The organism is Candidatus Eremiobacteraceae bacterium, from assembly GCA_036511855.1.
Classification (GTDB): domain Bacteria; phylum Vulcanimicrobiota; class Vulcanimicrobiia; order Eremiobacterales; family Eremiobacteraceae; genus JABCYQ01.
In genome coordinates, this window is record DATCBN010000017.1 from 14,701 (window position 1) to 31,619 (window position 16,919).

Consider the following 16,919-nt stretch of genomic DNA (forward strand, 5'->3'; position numbering starts at 1 on the left):
CTAGGCCGACTGCTGTTCCGGCGGCTCGGTCCAACCCGTCTCGTGATCGGCGGCGGCGCTGCATACCACGCGGCTGCCTTTGCGATTGGTCTTGCGCACCAGCACCGCATTGCATTGCGCGCACGCCGATTCCGGAATGGGCGGGTCCCATAAGACGAAGTCGCACTTCGCCGGCGTGTTGAAATTCTCACAGCCGAAGAATAGTTTACCACTCTTGCGGCCGCGCTTTTCGACGATGCGGCCACCGTCGCGAGGACAACGCGCGCCCGTGTCCTTTATGATCTGTTTGGTGGTCTGGCAATCGGGATAGCCCGAACACCCTAAGAACTTGCCGAACCGGCTCATCTTGTATTTCATCGGGCGCCCGCACGTCGGACAGATCTCGTCGGTGAACTCTTCCTCAAGTTCGACGCGCTCGGCTTCCTCAGCCTTGACCAATTGCGCGGCGAACGGTTGCCAGAACTCTTTTAGCACCTCCACCCAATCCACGTGCGCGTCCTCAACTCGGTCGAGCTTGGCTTCCATCTCCGATGTGAACGTCTCGTTGACGATCAGCGGGAACCACTTCTGGATGAAATCGACAACGGTGTAACCGATCTCTTCGGGGTGAAAGCGCCGTTCGTGCAAGCGCGCATAGCCGCGGGCTTGTATCGTTTCGACGATCGTGGCGTACGTGCTCGGCCGGCCGATGCCTTTCTCTTCAAGCGTTTTGACGAGGCTGGCTTCCGTGAAGCGCGGCGGCGGCTGGGTCTCGTGCTCGACCGGCTCGACCTCGCGCAGGTCGAGGGTGCGTCCTTCTTCGACCGCCGGCAGATGCTTGCGGCGATCGTCGTCTTCTTCCGCATCCTCATCGCGCGATTCTTCGTACAGTTTCGTGTAGCCCGCGAACTTGAGCACGCTGCCGCTTGCCCGCAATTGGCAACCGTCTGCTTCGATTTCGATCGTGGTCTGGTCGTAGACAGCGGGCGACATCTGGCTCGCGACGAACCGCTCCCAGATCATGCGATAGACCTTGAGTTGCGGAGCATCGAGAAACGGTTTTAGCGCATCGGGCGTGCGGCGGACGTCGGTCGGGCGGATGGCTTCGTGCGCATCCTGTGCGTCCTCGGACACTTTGTATTGCTTGCCGCTGTGAAAGGCGTCGCCGTAGGCGCCGATGATGAATTCGCGCGCCATGGCCTGCGCATCGTCGGAAAGGCGCGTTGAGTCGGTGCGCATGTACGTGATGAGGCCGGTCGTGCCTTCTTCGCCGATGTCGACCCCTTCGTACAGGCCTTGGGCGATCTGCATGGCCTTTCGCACGCGCATCTTCAGCCGGCGTGACGCTTCTTGCTGCATCGTGCTCGTGGTGAACGGCGCGCGCGGAAAATCGCGGCGCTCGGCCTGCTTGACCGAAGCAACCTTGAATGCGGCGGTGCGTAAGCGCGCCTGTAAAACTTTCGCGCCCGCTTCGTCGGTGACGTATGTGCTCTTGCCGCCGACAGCCGCGGCTGCATCGCCGACCAGCCCCGTTCGCGCGCCATCGACGGAGACGAGTTCGGCAGGCAAGATGTGCTCCGCGTTGTGATGGCCGTGCGGCCAGAGCTTGACGCCGATGGTCCAGTACTTGTGACGGGTGAACGCGTCGATCTCGCGCTCGCGCTCGACGATCATCTTCATCGCGACCGACTGCACGCGCCCCGCCGAAAGTCCGCCGCGGATCTTCACCCACAGCAATGGCGATATCTTATATCCCACGAGACGATCGAGGATGCGCCTCGCCTGCTGCGCGTCCACGCGATCCTTATCGATGGCGCGCGGATGCTTGAGCGCCTTTTCGACTTCCTTTTTGGTGATCTCGTGGAGTTCGATGCGCAACGGATCGGGCAGCTTGAGCAGCTCCGCGAGGTGCCAAGCGATGGCTTCGCCCTCTCGATCCGGGTCGGGAGCCAAATAGACGTGCGATGCCTTCTTAACCGCCGACCGCAGCTCTTTGATGACGGGGCCCTTGCCCTTGATCGTGATGTAGGACGGCGCAAAGCTGTTGTCCACGTCGACTCCGAGCCGGCTCTTGGGGAGATCGCGCACGTGGCCAACTGATGGAAGCACTTGGTAGCGTGAGCCCAAAAACTTCTTGAGCGTTCTTGCTTTAGCGGGCGATTCCACGATGATGAGTGATTTGGTCAATGAGGCCTTTCCGGGAGGGCCGCAATGGGACAACTGCGGCCGCCGTTCAAACGCCCCCTACTATACACTAGGCCGTCAAGGGTGTCAAAAGCGGGACAAATGGACGAGGGCGGGGCGGACGCAGCTCCGGCTCGGCTTACCTGAGCGAAAGCGCCGCGTTCACAAGCGCCGGAACGTCGATAAGGTCCAGGCTGGACAGCTTTACGTTCACGCCTGAAGCCGCCCAAGTCAGGTGCCCTTCTTGCCGGAAGTACGGTCCGGTGCGCGTGTACGTGGCCGGGAACCCGTTCACGAAAAGCGCGTCCGGACCGAACGATTGCACCGAAGGCCCGTTGTCGGCTTGCGCGGACTCTTCGATGTTCAGCGTCTCCTCGCTCATCCTGTAGACGAGCCGCAAATCGGTGGGGTTTCCTTGCGCGTCTTTGGCCAGCACAGTGACTTGCTGCAGTTTCGCCGAGTCCGGCATGACGTAGATATGGAAGGCCGCGGCGTTCTGCAACGCGGCGAGCTGGGTGTCGGGCGACCCCGACGCGAGAAGTGCGGCTGCAATGAGGGCGAAAATCATAGCGTCCCTACGCGACCGGCGCGATGCGCGCCAACGTGGTTGGCCGAATCTGCGGCTGATCGCCCTTGAGCTCTTCGACTTTGTGGCAAGCCACCCAATGGCCGCCGTAATCGGTGAACTGCGGGATTTCGGTGACGCAGCGGTCGAACGCGATCGGGCATCGCGTGTGGAAGCGGCAACCGCTCGGCGGATTGACCGGCGAGGGGATATCGCCTTCCAGAATGATGCGCTCGCGCCGCGCCTCGATGCGCGGATCCGGAATGGGAATCGCCGAGAGTAGCGATTGCGTGTACGGATGAAGCGGCCGCTCGTACAGTTCGTCGCGATCGGCAAGCTCCATGAGCTTGCCCACATACATGACGGCGACACGATCGGAGATGTGGCGCACCACCGAAAGGTCGTGCGCTATGAACAAGTAGGTGAGCCCGAGGCGATCCTGCAGATCTTGGAGCAGGTTCACGACTTGCGCTTGGATCGATACGTCGAGCGCGGACACCGGTTCGTCGGCCACGATGAACTTCGGGTTGACCGCAAGCGCCCTGGCGACGCCGATGCGCTGGCGTTGTCCGCCGGAAAATTCGTGCGGGTAACGGTTGGCGTGATACGGTGCGAGGCCCACCGTGCGCAGCAATTCGTTCACGCGATTGTCGACATCTTTGCCAAACGCGAGCTTGTGGATCTGGAGTGGTTCGGCGACGATGTCACCCACGGTCATCCGCGGATTGAGGCTTGCGTACGGATCTTGAAAGATGATCTGCATCTCGCGGCGCAATTCGCGCATGGCCGAGCGCTTGAGCGATGTGACGTCGATGCTGCCGCCTTCGAAGTAGACTTGGCCTTTGGTGGGCTCGACCAGCCGCAAGATGCATCGTCCGACGGTGGTCTTGCCGGAGCCGGACTCGCCTACCAGGCCAAGCGTCTCGCCGCGTTTGATGTCGAACGTGACGCCGTCCACCGCTTTGACGTCCGCGACGTGGCGCGAGAACACGCCCGCCATGATGGGGAAATATTTCTCGAGGCCGCGCACGGCGACGAGCGTGTCGGGCGACACGCCGACTGCGGTCGGGGCGACGATGGTTTCAGGCGCCATGACTTGCAGTCCGTTCGCGCGCGACCGCGGCTGCGGCCTCCGTGGTGGCGCGCAATTCGCGGAGGTCGACGTTCTTGTCGTCTTCATACAAGACGCAACGCGCGAGGTGGCCGTCGCCGAAATCGATGACCGGCGGCGGCTTGGTTGCGCAATCGGGCCTTGCGTACCGGCAACGAGCGGCGAACGCGCAGCCAGGCGGGAGCCGGAGCAAATTCGGCGGTTGGCCATCGATGGGGACGAGCCGCGTGCGCTCTTTCTCGTTCAACCGCGGCAGCGACTCAAGCAGCCCCCAAGTATATGGATGCTTCGGGTCTTGGAATATCTGGTCGGCCGTGCCGTACTCGACCATATTGCCGCCATACATGACGAGCACTTTTTCGCAGACTTCGGCGACGACGCCGAGGTCGTGCGTGATGAGGATGATCGCGGAGTTCAGGCGTTGTTGCAAGCCGCGCATCAAGTCGAGGATCTGCGCCTGGATGGTGACGTCGAGGGCGGTGGTGGGCTCGTCGGCGATGAGCAGTTCCGGATCGCACGAAAGCGCCATCGCGATCATCACGCGCTGGCGCATGCCGCCGGAGAACTGGTGTGGATAGTCGTTGACGCGATCGGCGGCCTCGGGGATGCGGACGAGTTTGAGCATGTCGATGGCATGCTTCATGGCCTCGCGATTGCTCTTCTTCTGGTGAACCACGATGGTCTCGGCGATTTGATCGCCTACCGTGAGCACCGGATTGAGGCTCGTCATCGGATCTTGGAAGATCATCGAGATCTTGTTGCCGCGGATGGCGCGCATCTGCGGTTCGCTGAATTTCAAAAGATCCTGGCCGTTGAATTCGATGACGCCGCTTTCAATGCGTCCCGGCGGCATGGCGATCAACCGCATGATCGCCAAGGACGACACGCTCTTGCCGGAGCCGGATTCGCCCACGATGCCGAGCGTTTTCCCGGCGTCCACCGAAAATGACAAACCATTGACCGCCCGGACAATGCCGTCGTCCGTCCGGAACGTCACTTCTAGATTTTGTACCGATAATAATGCCATCAGACTAGGACGATGCTCCTAAGAACGGACAGGTCGCGCTCGAGCGCGACCCTGCGCACCAATTTTTCACGCGGCACGCGCGTATTTCCTATCCACCGCGGCCTCGCGTCTTCGGATCGAGCGCGTCGCGGAGACCTTCGCCGACGAAGTTGAACGCCACGACGGTCAACACGATGAGCAAGCCCGGGATGACGATGAGCCACGGAGCGGCGAGGGTTTCCGGATCCAGCGCCTTCTGAAGACTGTTGCCCCAACTCGGAGTGGGAATCTGCACGCCCAGCCCGAGGTAAGAGAGACCCGCTTCGGTCAGGATATTGTCGCCGATCGCGAGCGTGGCCGCAACGATGACCGGCGCGAGCGCGTTGGGCAGCAGATGACGCCATATGATGCGGCCGTCCTCGGCGCCCATAGCGCGAGCGGCCGCGACGAATTCGCGTTCGCGCAAGCTGAGGATCTGCCCGCGCACTAAACGTGAGACTCCCATCCACGAGAGCATGCCGATCACGAGCATGATGATGACGATGCTGAAGTTGTTCGTGACGGCTTCCACGGTTAAGATGAGGAAAAATGTGGGGAACGAAAGCATCATGTCGACGAAGCGCATCATCGACGCGTCGACCCAGCCGCCGTAAAACGCCGAGATCGCGCCGTAGATCGTGCCGAATGTGATCGCCACCAGCATTGCGGAGAACCCGACTTCGAGCGAGACGCGAGCGCCGAACAACATGCGGGTGAAGTAGTCGCGGCCGTCCACATCGGTGCCGAAGAGATGGAGCCACGAGGGCTGTTGCGGAGTGCCCACTATGGTCATGTCCAAAGCGTTCGGATCGTAGCTGCTCAGGTGGTTGGCAAACACTGCGCACACGACGATGAGGCTAACCATCGCAAGGCCGACCAACGCCAACTTATTGCGAGCAAAACGACGCCATACGTCTGCGGTCATAGAGACGTGAGGCGGCATCTCCTGGTCGAGCGCTTCGAGCGAGCGAACCGGTTGCGTCGTCGCCATCGATCAGTCGTACCGGATGCGTGGATCGGCGGCTGCGTAGCCGATATCCGCGAGCAGATTGCCGAGCACGACGAGCGACGCCGAGAACAGCGTGATCCCCATGACCGTCGGATAATCGCGCTCGAAGATCGCGTTGAGGCCGAGATATCCCATGCCCGGTATCGAGAAGACGATCTCGGTGAAATACGCGCCGGTCAACAGCGCGGGCAGATAAAGCCCCACAAGCGTGATCACCGGCAACAATGCATTGCGCAGCGCGTGCTTATAGATGACCGTTCTTGGCGATAGCCCTTTCGCAGCCGCGGTCCGGATGTAATCTTCATCGAGCACGTCCAGCATCGAGGCGCGCTGGTAGCGCATCCATGAAGCGAGGCTCACGAACGTAAGCGTGGCGACGGGCAACACGAGATGGTGTATGCGATCGGCGAGATTGAAGCCGCTGGAGTCGATCTCGCTTAGACCCGATGATGGGAACCAGTGCAGCCGCACGGCGAATATCTCAAGGAGCACAATGCCCAACCAAAACGTGGGCATGCCGTAGCCGATGAACGAGATCGCCGTCGTGAGATAATCCATGAACGAGTTCTTGTGCGTCGCCGCATAGATCGCCGCCGGAATCGCGATCAAGAGCGTGCACACGAACGAGAGGCTGATGAGCTGCAGCGTGGTGGGGAGTTTTTCCAAGATCTTGGTCATCACGGGCCGGCCGTCGATGAACGAAAAGCCGAGGCTTTGATTGAACACGAGATTATGCAGCCAGTAGAAATACTGCACGAACCAAGGTTTGTCCAGACCGAGCTGCTGCTTGATGAGCGCGACATCCACCGGCGACATCGGCCGCGCTGAGTGCAGAAAAATGGAGCCTGTGCCGCCCGGCGCCAGCGCCATTATCGCGTACGAAATAATCGAGATTCCGAGCATCAGCGGAATCAGGCCGAGAAGGCGCCGGCCGAGGTAGTTGCTCACGACGCTGCTGCTACTGGGCCACCCACCACTTCGGAAGACTTAGCATCGTGTACTGGAATCCAGGCCCCGCTTGCGCCGGATCGACGCCCTTGATGCGCGCATTCACCACGTTGCGATAGTATGGCGAGATCGACCACAGATACGGAACATCCTCGATCGCAAGATCCTGTACCTTGAAGTAGATGTCGCGCCGCTTGTTTTGGTTTGGCTCGATCTTTGCCGCGTCGAGCAGAGCATCCATCTTCGGGTTGCAGTAATGGGCGTAGTTGAGGCCGCCCGGCGGGAAGAACTTGCATCCCAAGATCTGAGACGGCTCCGGATCGGTGCTCAAACTTTCACCGCCCACGCCGACTTGGAACTTTCCTGACGCTTCATTTTGATAGAAGACGTTGACCTCGGATTGCTTCGCAGTAGCGTTGATGCCGACCGACTTCAGATTGGCCTGGACGAACTCGAAATCTTTGGCGCCGACGGCGTTGCCGGAGATGATGTCGACGGTGAGCGCGAGCTCCGTACCGTTCTTACTACGGTAGCCGTCCGGGCCCATCTTCCATCCGGCCGCGTCCAGAATCTGGCGGGCTTTTACCGGGTCGTACGGATACGCGGTTCTCGCGGCGGGGCTTACCGCCCACTGCGCAAGCGAGAACGGGCTGAACACCGGGATGTCTTCGTTATGGAAGAGCTTTTCGGCCTCGGTCTTGCGATCCCAAGCGTACATCATGGCCTTGCGCACGTTTATGTCGCCCATTATCGGATCGGTGAGGTTCGGTATCCACCAATCGAAGTTGTTGGAGAACGTGTGGATGTGCGTGAACCGGTTATCATCTTTCAGGGAGAGCCACTGCACGGAAGTGAGCTGATACGGCATGTCCACTTCGCCGTTTTGCAGCGCGATCAGCTGCGCCTGTTCGTCTTGATACTCCTTGATGTACACTTCGTCGATGTACGGACGCCCATGCCACCACGTCTTGTTGCTTTCGAGCGTCATGTGGTCGTCGGATTTCCATTCGGAGACGATGTACGGACCCGAGCCCACGAACGACTTCGAGATGTCCAGATGGCGCATGGATGCGTGCGACATCTTCCCGTATATGTGCACCGGGAGCGGCGCGTGGGGCACGCTTGCGAGGACATTTGCCAAAAACGCGGCGTCCGGCGCCTTCAACGTATAGACAACGGTCCACTTGTCAGGCGCTGTGAGGCTTGCGATCTCATCGTAGTCGGATTTGTATGGCGCTTGGGTTGCGGGATCCGACTCCAATTGATATTCGTACATGACGTCGGCGCTTGTGAGCGGCTGGCCGTCGCTCCACGTGGCGTTGTGGCGCAGGTGAAACGTGTAGGTCTTGCCGTCGTTCGAAAGCTCGTATTTTTCAGCAAGCCACGGCACGACTTCCATCTGAGGATTCACGTTGACCAAGGTATCGTAGGCCAAAACGAGATCGTTTTGCGATCCTTCCACGTTTGCGTAGATGGAAAGCAGCGTATCGGCCGCCGCGTCCGACCCGATCTTCAGCGTGCCGCCATAGTGCGGCGTGCCGGCCGCGGCGCCGCCGCTCGATTCGGGCGCGACGGCGGTGGACGTGTTTGTGCCGCCCGAACACCCTGCAAGAAGACATGCGCTCACCATTAGCGCGGTGAAGTGCGGAAGATGGCGCATGGCGTCCCCCGTAAAGTCTAAAGCTATCTGGTGATAAAGAAGAATGCGATGGCGAGTATGACAAATGCCCCGGCGAACGTGTTGGTGACGCGGCCGAGCTGTTGTTCGAGCCCGAGTCTGCCGTGATACGCCGATTCCATGCGCCCACCGATGCTGCCCGACAGTCCTTCGGTTTTCGTGGTCTGTGTGGACATGAGACCTATCAACCCGACAGCCGCGACGATGAACAGCGACTGCACGAGCCAAAGGACCAGCGGATGCTGCATGCCCCACGTCTGCGGCGGGCCGAACAGGTTTGCCGGCGTCGCAAACGGCGCCGGGGTGGCGATGAGTGGCTTAGCTGTGGCGACGGCGGCCGCGGCAAGCGCGAAAAGTAAGGAGAACAAGGGCAATCGACTCCGTGACTGACGGTCGGCTTGGTGTATGTGCGAACGGCCGATTTGATTCGGGCGAATCGCCCCGAAACCCTACGCCAGAGCGGTCTCCAGCCGGCGGAGAAAGCCGATGATATGGTCTTGGAATTGCAGCAAACGCTCGCCGACCGTTATCAGATGGTCGGAGCCCTCGAGCACTTCTATATGCGAATCCGTCGAACCGACGTGATCGCGGATAAAGACGGCGTTTCCGAACGGGGCGGTGGGATCGCCCTTCGAATGGATGATCAAGAGCGGCGCGCGAACCTGTTCGAGTTCATTTTTCACCGTCTGCAGCACTTCGAGCACTGCCGGTGCGGCGTTGAACGGCACGGTCTTGTAGCCGACGACGTTGCCCTGCCATGCCGCGAAATTCGCCGGCACGTGCATGTCGGGCATCCACTGACTGAGCATCGGGAGAGCGCCCGCAACGAGAGGATCCAAGAACACCGGCGTTGATAGGCAGACGATGCCGCTGACATCGTGTTTTGTGTTGAGATGCAAGCTCAGCAGGCCACCCAACGAGAGTCCGGCCAGATAGACGCGCGAAAACCGGCTGCGCGCCTCGGCAAACGAACTCTCCGCCATCTCGAAGTAGTCAGCGGCGGTCGTCCGCGCGAGATCTGAAGCGGTGGTCGCGTGGCCGGGCAAAACAGGACCGAGCGAGGGGAAGCCGTTCTCGTAGAGCATCTTGCCGAGATTGCGCACTTCGTACGGGCTACCAGTGAAGCCGTGCAACAACAGCACGCCCGGTCCACCGGCGTCGCCGAATGAAAATGGTTCGCCGCCTGCGAGGTATTTCACGAATGCAGGGCGCTCACGATGCCCGCGCCAATGGATGATTGATGCGAGAGCCAACGTCCGCGCACGAAGGCGCTACTTCGCCGTCCAACATCCTGCTCATTCGAGAGCATCGTGCGGCGATGGAATTTGCGAAAGCGCTTTCCACCATTTTCAATCCGTTCTTGTCCGCGACCGCGCTGTTCGTCATCGTTGCGCACGCCTTCTCGCGATCCACGGTGGAGTTCTGGAAGCTGTCCGCAGAAGGCCTCTTCTTCTTCACCATCGCCCCGCTCGCGTGCTTGCTCTACCTCTACGTCACCGGTCGCATCTCCGACTTCGACATGTCCGACAGGCCGGAGCGCGAGCGCGTGTTCGCCACGTTCGTCGTCATCTATTTCGTGGCGGCGATGACGCTGACCATCAATCACGCGCCGGTCCAATTCATCGCGATCACGTGGGGATACTGGGGCACCGCCGTGTTGACCATGATCATCACGCGCTGGTGGAAGATCAGCACGCACGCATTTGGGATCGCGGGTCCATTCGCCGTGATGTTCTTGCTTTTCCAATGGCAACCGCTGCCGTACGCCATCGTCGTGCCGCTCGTCTGCTGGGCGCGGGTCTACCTTCGCAGCCATACGCTTGCCCAAGTCATCACCGGCGCCGCCGTCGCGGTGCTTTCTACGGTGATTTTCTTCAAACTGTTTCATCTAGCCTGAGCGCCACGTGTTTCAGGAAATCGATGCGGATGCCGCTGAGACTTTGTGCGTGGGCGGCGAATTCGTCCTTGTCGCCGCTCACCTCGAACGATATCGTTCCCGGACTTGCGTCGAGTCCGATTATCATCTGAGCGACCGCCGACGCGCACGCCGCTCCCGGGTCGACGAGTGCGACTCGCTCGCCCAAGGCGGACATAAACCAGGCTAACAGGTGCGGAAAATGCGTGCAACCGAGGATGACGGTATCGCAGGCCGCTCTGACGATAGGACCCGAGACCGAGGCGACCGCGTCGCGCGCGCGCGCGCTGGCCCAGCCGCCCGATTCGACGATGGGCACGAGCGATGGGGCGGCGACCGACGTCACCTGCGCATCGGATCGAAACTTCAGAATCTCGCGCTCGAAGATTCCGCTTTTCACCGTGCCGTGCGTTGCGACGACGCCGATGCTGCCGTTCGACGAGGCTTCGACCGCCGCAGCAGCGCCGTAGCCGACCACGCCGACGATTGGCACGGGTGATGCCGGCCAGCCTTCGGCGTCGAATGCAGCGCACGTCGTACCGGATGCGACGATGATCACCGATGGGTCGTGCACGAGCAACCGGTCGACGCAAGCACTACCAAGGCGTGCGACGTCGGCCAATTCCCGTCCGCCGTACGGCACGTGCGCGGTGTCAGCGAAGTAGACGATATCGGTGTCGGACGTCAGCGCGCGAAGCGCCGAAAGCACGGTAAGCCCGCCGAGCCCGGAATCCAGCATTGCGACTCGGCGACGCGGGGAACCCATGCAATCGTCCTGTCAGGGTGAAGGGCCGGGTGTTGGCGGTGACGCCTTTGGGCCCCCTGTGAAATCCATTATACCTTTGACTATTCCTGCCGCGATGCGGTCGAGGAACGCGGGTTGCTGCAGCATCGCACCGTCGTGCGAGTTGCTCAAGTACGCCGTTTCGACGAGCACCGCCGGCATCTGCGTATGCTTGATCACATAGAAGTCTTCTCGTTTGACGCCCGCGTCTAGGATGCCGTCAGCCGTCACGGTCTCATTCTCAACCGCCTGCGCGAAGAGTTTATCCGCGGGCCTCCAGTAGTATGTGGTTGTTCCGTTTGGCGCAGTAGATACCGACGAGTTGATATGAATGCTGACGAAAGCGGTGGCGCCCGCCGCATTCGCGACGTCGCAGCGGGCTTGCAGTTCTTGGCGGTCGATGCCGTTGGGATCGCCGACTTCGTAGTCGCCGTCGCGCGTCATGACGACTCGCCAGCCTAGCGCCTTCAATCGGCTTTGCACGATCTTGGAAATCGTAAGGGTGAGATTTTTTTCGGTCAACCCGAGATCTGGATTGAGCGCGCCTGGATCGTTGCCGCCGTGGCCGGGATCGATGACGATCAAGTCTCCGTGAGTTGGCGCGGCGGGCTGCGGTGTCATGGAAGTCCCCGGAGACGGTTGAACCGCGACGGCGGCCGTGAGAAAACCGGTTCCGGCCATCGCTGCGTCGGGCGGCGGAGGCGCCGTCTCGATCTCGATACCGAGCTGATTCGTCGTGCCGGCGATCTGGCCCACGCGGATGTCTGTGCTGCGCGAGGGCGTTATCGATACGCGCACGACTTTATCCGGTGTGATAAAGTGTTGACTGACTTTCACCGAGTTGATGAAGTCGAGCTTCGAATCTATATCTTGTGCGGGGCCGACGAGGACTGCGTGATCGATGTCGAGCCAAAAGCGGTTGTCGGGATCGCCCAGCCGGTGCCATTCGAAGCTCACCGGACCGTCGAAGGTCAATGTTATGCGAGTTCCGGTGGGCACCTGAGCGACCGAGACGTCGGTGATTTTTTGATCGACGAATGGCCCGGCTGAAACCGATGGCGATGGTTCCGGCATCGGCTGCGCGGTGGCGACCGCGGCGCCTGACGACGTGTCCACAGGTTCCGGCAACGCGACCGGAGACGTCAGCGGTGACGGAGATATCGTTGACAACGGTTGAGCATGATCGGCTGCTGGTATCGTCGTCGCCGTCACGCCGATATTGCCCACCATCGTCACGGCGTTGGGCGTGGCGGCCGGCGCGTTCGTGCGCAACGCCGCCTCGCCTCGCGCAACGACCAGGTCCATGCTCACGCTATCAGCGGAGCGATGCGCGGCGAACTTCGCTTTGCCGTCGAACGCGAGCGATAAAGTGGTCGTCGGGTAGCCGGGCGGTCCGCTTTCTGAAATCGTGGCGCCTAAGACAACCGCATCGTGTACGCCGAGGTTACGCGAAAGATCGGTGCCAAAGCCTGGGAACGACAATGTAAGCGTGCGTGCCGCTGTTTGCGCCGCGTACGCGCTCCTCCAGGCGATATGCGCCGAGCCTTGGACGTGAACGATGGTGCGCGCGCCGTCGCGATGGGCGGTCACAGACTGGATCTGTGGCACGAACACATAGCCGCCGTGGAAACCGCGCACGCCGAGGCCAAGCGCTCGCGCGAGCGGCAGCAACGGCAAAAACAGATCGCCGTTGCTCGTGAACGGTGCGAACGGAATTGCGGTCGCCGAGCCGTTGACGGACACTGCGTTGCTGCCGACCGTGAAGGTGATCAGTTGGCCGTCTGCGCGCGTGATCGCGACAAATCGCGTGCCCGGCTGCCAGGCCATGCGCGCAGATACCGCGTCGAGCATGGCGCGCAGACCGGAGTCGTGCGGGGTGACGACCGGATCGCCAAACGCAATGCTCAAGTGATCGAACGCGATCTGGCGGCCGGCGACCCACACTTGCGCCTGGCTTGCGCTCACCGTCGCAGCCGTCGCCGGCGCTGCCAACATCGCAAGTACGAGCGCGATCTGTAGTAGGGCAGTGCGAATTAGGGCAGTGCGAATTAGGGCAGTGCGAATTAGGGCAGTCTGTACTAGGGCAAGCATCGCTTGCCCCGTCGTTCTTTGTACTAGGGCAAGCATCGCTTGCCCCTTCGTTTGTAGGAGGGCAAGCATCGCTTGCCCACGCCACTGAGTTGCCCTCACTGAGCAAATGTCTCCCGCGTGAGTGGCTCGTCAAGCTCCAGATGCCCGCCGGGCAGCGCCGCCTCGATGTGACCGTTTAAGCTGACTTGCACCGCGTTAACGCCCGGCAATTCGGTGAGCGTGTACGTCAGCGACTTGAAAAGGCCGGCCTCATCGCCCGCGCCGCCGGCGTAATGCTTGGCGATCGTCCCCGTCAGATCAACATCAATCGTGGCCTCGTGCTGAATCGCGACGGCCCGGGTATCCGCCGGAAAAACGAGCAGTGCGGTTGTGGGCTCAGGCGGTCCGGATATCAGCTGCGAGACGACATACTGCGCGAGCGCTGTGCCGGCGAGACCGCTCGCGGCTGTATAGTGCATCGCGACGAGCGAGTCGCTGCCTGCCTTACAATAGTATACTGTTATCTGGTGTTGCGCCGGCTGCGACTGGCCGCTGCCGGTCGATTGCCCCCGGTGACCGCAACCTGAGAGCATGGAAAGCGCGGTGCATATCGCCATCGCGCGCAATAGACGACCCGACATCATGTCGATGAGATGACCCTCCTTGCCAAACAAACGTTTGTTTTCGCGTTGGCATTTCAAGTCCTGTCCCGGACTAGGGTGGCATGCGATGAAGCGCAGACCAATCCGCGGTGCACTTTCGAGTTTCTATCGTGCGGCGGAATTTCAACGGCCGCGCGCCCGTCCACTCCGCGCGAGCATCAGACTTTTGCCAAGATATGATGGCTAGACTTGCCCTCCGCGCGACCTCGCTTCGCGTAATTCTGGTTCGATCGGCCACTCCGAAAACGCGAAATAGCACACGACGAAAAGATTCGCCAGCGGAATCAGCATGAGCAGACTTCCTGCTCCCGGGAATCCCGCTTTTTCCGCGATCCTCCAATTAATGACAAGACTCAAGATGAGCAGCACGATGCAAAATACTATCCAGAACAATCCGAATGCGGCGAAGGCGCCGGCCATTGCGCGTGCTTGCGCATCGTCACTGGCATTGGCGAACATCAGGACAGGTAGTGGGCTTGAAAACATGCCGTACCTCTTTCGGGAGATTCTGCCGGAAATACCGTCTTCTTGCTTATCGGCGCATTACTTCAGAAGCTTTGACACCCGCCAAGTAATGGTTTAAACCGCGTTGAAGGTGATGCGCATGCGGAAGATCATCGAGTCCACCTTAGTATCGCTCGACGGCGTCATTGAAGACCCGGCGATCTGGGCCGGGGATTACTTAGACGACGCTTTCCAAAAGGGTGCTCTGGAGCGGCTGATAGATACCGACGCGATGTTGATGGGGCGACGGACTTACCAGCTGCTCGCTAGGGATTGGGCCGCTCAAAGCGGCGATTTTGCCGACAGGATCAACGGAATCCGAAAATATGTCTTCTCGTCGACGATGGGAAAAGCAGATTGGAATAATTCGATCATCATAAAGAGCGACGCGGTGGATGAGGTGCGCAAGCTCAAGCAGCAGGCCGGGCCAGACCTCGCCGTATATGGCCATGGTCGTTTCGCACAGGCGCTACTGGAATGCGGCTTGCTCGACGAAATGCGGCTGTCGGTCTTTCCGCTCATTGTGGGCAACGGACAGTTGCTCTTCTGCGAAGGCAAAAGGACACCGCTTCAGTTGATTGACGCGCAGAGCTTACCGACCGGTGTCGTCGTCGTGCGCTATAAGCCCGAAACAAATTAAGCAATGGCAGCCCGCTCCGCAGCGGGGCTCCTGCGGTTCGCTTATCCGAATATCGACTTGACGCGCGTGATTGACGACAATCCGCGCACTAGGGGAATCCGTAGATCACTTCATGCGAACGATGACTCATCGCGGCTATTCGCAAGATGAGATATTGAGCGTGCTGGTCACACCGCCGAAGTTAAAGTTCGTTCGGACCTCAGGCAACTTATTGAGTTGCTAGGTAGGCCTTCGATGCGAGCGAGTTCGCGTCGGTAACCGTTACGATTACGCTGGCGCACGGGCCGGCCGTTCTGGTCACGGTGAATTGACTCGTCGAACTTCCGACCGGCGAGACACTTATGCACTGCGTGCCCTGGGTTACTGTCGCCGAGAAACCGCCCGAATAGCGCAACTCGGATGCGGTCAGCGTCGTCGTCGGATCGGAGAGGGTCAATACTATCGGAGACTGTGGCGACGACCCGGGGGTCAGGACGAGGAGATGTTTTGCGGGCCCAATGATCGGTGGGCCATAGAAGGCGGGCGCGCAACCACAAAGCAAGGTGGCGATTCCCACTGACAGCGCAATAGTCTTGACGTACTCCGTCTTTCGATCCACCGCAATCGTTCCTTCCTTTGTCTTGCGACGGTACGACTAAGCCTCAAGTAGGTTCTAGAGCGATTCGTCGATCAATTAGTCCAAGCCTATTCAGAAGTCCAGCTCACCTTCCTTAGCATTCGATTTGCGCGCAAAGGTTCACCGCCTGAGCGTCAAAGTGAGGCTGATGATCCGAGCGAGCGCACTATCGATGTTCGCTATTGTCTGAGCCGGTGCCGCGCTTGCAGCCTGCGGGGCGTCTGGTCTCGGGCCGGGCATTCCATCGCCGAAGGTCGTGACACTCTACGCTCTTGGCGCAGATACCGGACCCACCGGCATTGTCGATGGACCTGACGGCGCGATTTGGTTCACCGATTTTGATGCGAATTCGATAGGCCGCATCACGAGCGGAGGCACGATCACCAATTATGCGCTCTCGACAGGCGCCGCGCCATCGGCCCTCGTCAGCGACGGCAACGACGCACTGTGGTTCACCGAATATGGCGCCGGTAAGATCGGGCGCATCGCGACGAACGGAACGCTAACGGAGCATCCGTTACCAAGTTCCTCGAGCCAACCCAACGCGATCGTGGCGGGACCGGATGGGGCGTTTTGGTTCACCGAGCAGCGCGGCCAGGCGATCGGGCGAATGACGACAGGCGGCGCACTGACGGAATATCCGCTCAATCCCAACAGTAATGCCGGCCCGATCACCGTAGGACCTGACGGCGCGCTGTGGTTCTGCGAAATAGGCTCAAACCAAATCGGACGCATCACGATGACCGGCACGATAACGAAATTTGCGGTTCCGACGGCGTCCAGTTTTCCGTGGGGTATCGCATCCGGATCGGACGGCGTGCTCTGGTTCGCCGAGCACAATTTCTCGAAAATCGGACGCATCACGGTCGATGGAAGCGTAACGGAATTTCCGCTGCCATCGGGCATCACGCTTCCGGAGGCGATGATGGCCCGAGGAGGATTGATTTGGTTTCTCTATGATGGCGGAATCGGGCGCATTCAGCCCGACGGACATGTTACTTCTTCCGCCGTCGCTTCCGTCGACACGAATTCGCTGAACGCCATCGCTCAAGGTCCCGGTGGTGCGACGTGGTTCACCGAACGCCTGAGCAACGCCATCGGGCGCATCTCGCTTCCGTAGCCGAGTATCGGGATAAACTTCACCAAGAAAAGCCGTTGAGTCGACGTCTATAAGACGTATTGCCGTCCCACACATTGTAAGGGGCGGCA

The 16,919-nt window shown here is 60.4% G+C and carries 16 protein-coding genes; 3 read left to right on the forward strand and 13 right to left on the reverse strand.

Annotation, left to right across the window (positions count from 1 at the left end):
- The 9 genes from topA to VII69_02745 form a co-directional block, all read right to left on the reverse strand.
- Entirely contained in the window at nucleotides 1–2,166 is a 2,166-nt protein-coding gene (gene topA, locus VII69_02705; protein ID HEY5094009.1) for a type I DNA topoisomerase, read from the reverse strand.
- Nucleotides 2,167–2,302: 136 nt separating this feature from the next.
- Complete coding sequence (locus tag VII69_02710; protein ID HEY5094010.1) at nucleotides 2,303–2,731, reverse strand: hypothetical protein; 429 nt, start codon at nucleotides 2,729–2,731, stop codon at nucleotides 2,303–2,305.
- A 7-nt stretch (nucleotides 2,732–2,738) separates the two neighbouring features.
- Nucleotides 2,739–3,821, reverse strand: a complete 1,083-nt coding sequence (locus VII69_02715; protein HEY5094011.1) for a dipeptide ABC transporter ATP-binding protein — start codon at nucleotides 3,819–3,821, stop codon at nucleotides 2,739–2,741.
- Nucleotides 3,811–4,836, reverse strand: a complete 1,026-nt coding sequence (locus VII69_02720; GenBank protein HEY5094012.1) for an ABC transporter ATP-binding protein — start codon at nucleotides 4,834–4,836, stop codon at nucleotides 3,811–3,813. The genes VII69_02715 and VII69_02720 overlap by 11 nt, the downstream gene beginning before the upstream one ends.
- A 118-nt stretch (nucleotides 4,837–4,954) precedes the next feature.
- A complete protein-coding gene (gene opp4C, locus VII69_02725) occupies nucleotides 4,955–5,875 on the reverse strand; it encodes an oligopeptide ABC transporter permease (GenBank protein HEY5094013.1) in 921 nt (306 codons plus the stop codon).
- A 3-nt stretch (nucleotides 5,876–5,878) separates the two neighbouring features.
- Entirely contained in the window at nucleotides 5,879–6,841 is a 963-nt protein-coding gene (locus tag VII69_02730; protein ID HEY5094014.1) for an ABC transporter permease, read from the reverse strand.
- A 10-nt stretch (nucleotides 6,842–6,851) separates the two neighbouring features.
- Complete coding sequence (locus VII69_02735; GenBank protein HEY5094015.1) at nucleotides 6,852–8,501, reverse strand: ABC transporter substrate-binding protein; 1,650 nt, start codon at nucleotides 8,499–8,501, stop codon at nucleotides 6,852–6,854.
- 23 nt (nucleotides 8,502–8,524) lie between these two features.
- Nucleotides 8,525–8,887 carry a preprotein translocase subunit SecG gene (gene secG, locus VII69_02740; GenBank protein ID HEY5094016.1) on the reverse strand — a complete coding sequence of 121 codons (363 nt, stop codon included), beginning with the start codon at nucleotides 8,885–8,887 and terminating at the stop codon, nucleotides 8,525–8,527.
- 81 nt (nucleotides 8,888–8,968) lie between these two features.
- On the reverse strand, nucleotides 8,969–9,718 hold the full coding sequence (locus VII69_02745) for an alpha/beta fold hydrolase (protein HEY5094017.1): 750 nt from the start codon (nucleotides 9,716–9,718) through the stop codon (nucleotides 8,969–8,971).
- 41 nt (nucleotides 9,719–9,759) lie between these two features.
- On the opposite strand from VII69_02745, the gene VII69_02750 reads away from it, so the two are divergent.
- On the forward strand, nucleotides 9,760–10,416 hold the full coding sequence (locus tag VII69_02750; GenBank protein HEY5094018.1) for a hypothetical protein: 657 nt from the start codon (nucleotides 9,760–9,762) through the stop codon (nucleotides 10,414–10,416).
- Here VII69_02750 and murI read toward each other — a convergent pair.
- The 4 genes from murI to VII69_02770 all read right to left on the reverse strand — a co-directional run bounded on the left by murI (nucleotide 10,394) and on the right by VII69_02770 (nucleotide 14,370).
- Nucleotides 10,394–11,173: a glutamate racemase gene (gene murI, locus VII69_02755; protein ID HEY5094019.1), complete on the reverse strand. Its 780-nt coding sequence runs from the start codon at nucleotides 11,171–11,173 to the stop codon at nucleotides 10,394–10,396. The two genes, VII69_02750 and murI, sit on opposite strands and share 23 nt — an antisense overlap.
- A 39-nt stretch (nucleotides 11,174–11,212) precedes the next feature.
- On the reverse strand, nucleotides 11,213–13,213 hold the full coding sequence (locus tag VII69_02760) for an N-acetylmuramoyl-L-alanine amidase (protein HEY5094020.1): 2,001 nt from the start codon (nucleotides 13,211–13,213) through the stop codon (nucleotides 11,213–11,215).
- A gap of 191 nt (nucleotides 13,214–13,404) precedes the next feature.
- Nucleotides 13,405–13,962, reverse strand: a complete 558-nt coding sequence (locus VII69_02765) for a GerMN domain-containing protein (GenBank protein HEY5094021.1) — start codon at nucleotides 13,960–13,962, stop codon at nucleotides 13,405–13,407.
- A gap of 171 nt (nucleotides 13,963–14,133) precedes the next feature.
- Nucleotides 14,134–14,370 carry a hypothetical protein gene (locus tag VII69_02770; GenBank protein ID HEY5094022.1) on the reverse strand — a complete coding sequence of 79 codons (237 nt, stop codon included), beginning with the start codon at nucleotides 14,368–14,370 and terminating at the stop codon, nucleotides 14,134–14,136.
- 184 nt (nucleotides 14,371–14,554) lie between these two features.
- Between VII69_02770 and VII69_02775 the strand changes: the two genes are divergently transcribed.
- Both VII69_02775 and VII69_02780 read left to right on the forward strand, forming a co-directional pair.
- Nucleotides 14,555–15,094 (forward strand): dihydrofolate reductase family protein, encoded by a 540-nt coding sequence (locus tag VII69_02775; GenBank protein HEY5094023.1) that lies wholly within the window; start codon nucleotides 14,555–14,557, stop codon nucleotides 15,092–15,094.
- Nucleotides 15,095–15,966: 872 nt separating this feature from the next.
- Nucleotides 15,967–16,830, forward strand: a complete 864-nt coding sequence (locus tag VII69_02780; GenBank protein HEY5094024.1) for a hypothetical protein — start codon at nucleotides 15,967–15,969, stop codon at nucleotides 16,828–16,830.
- Nucleotides 16,831–16,919: the final 89 nt, after the last annotated feature.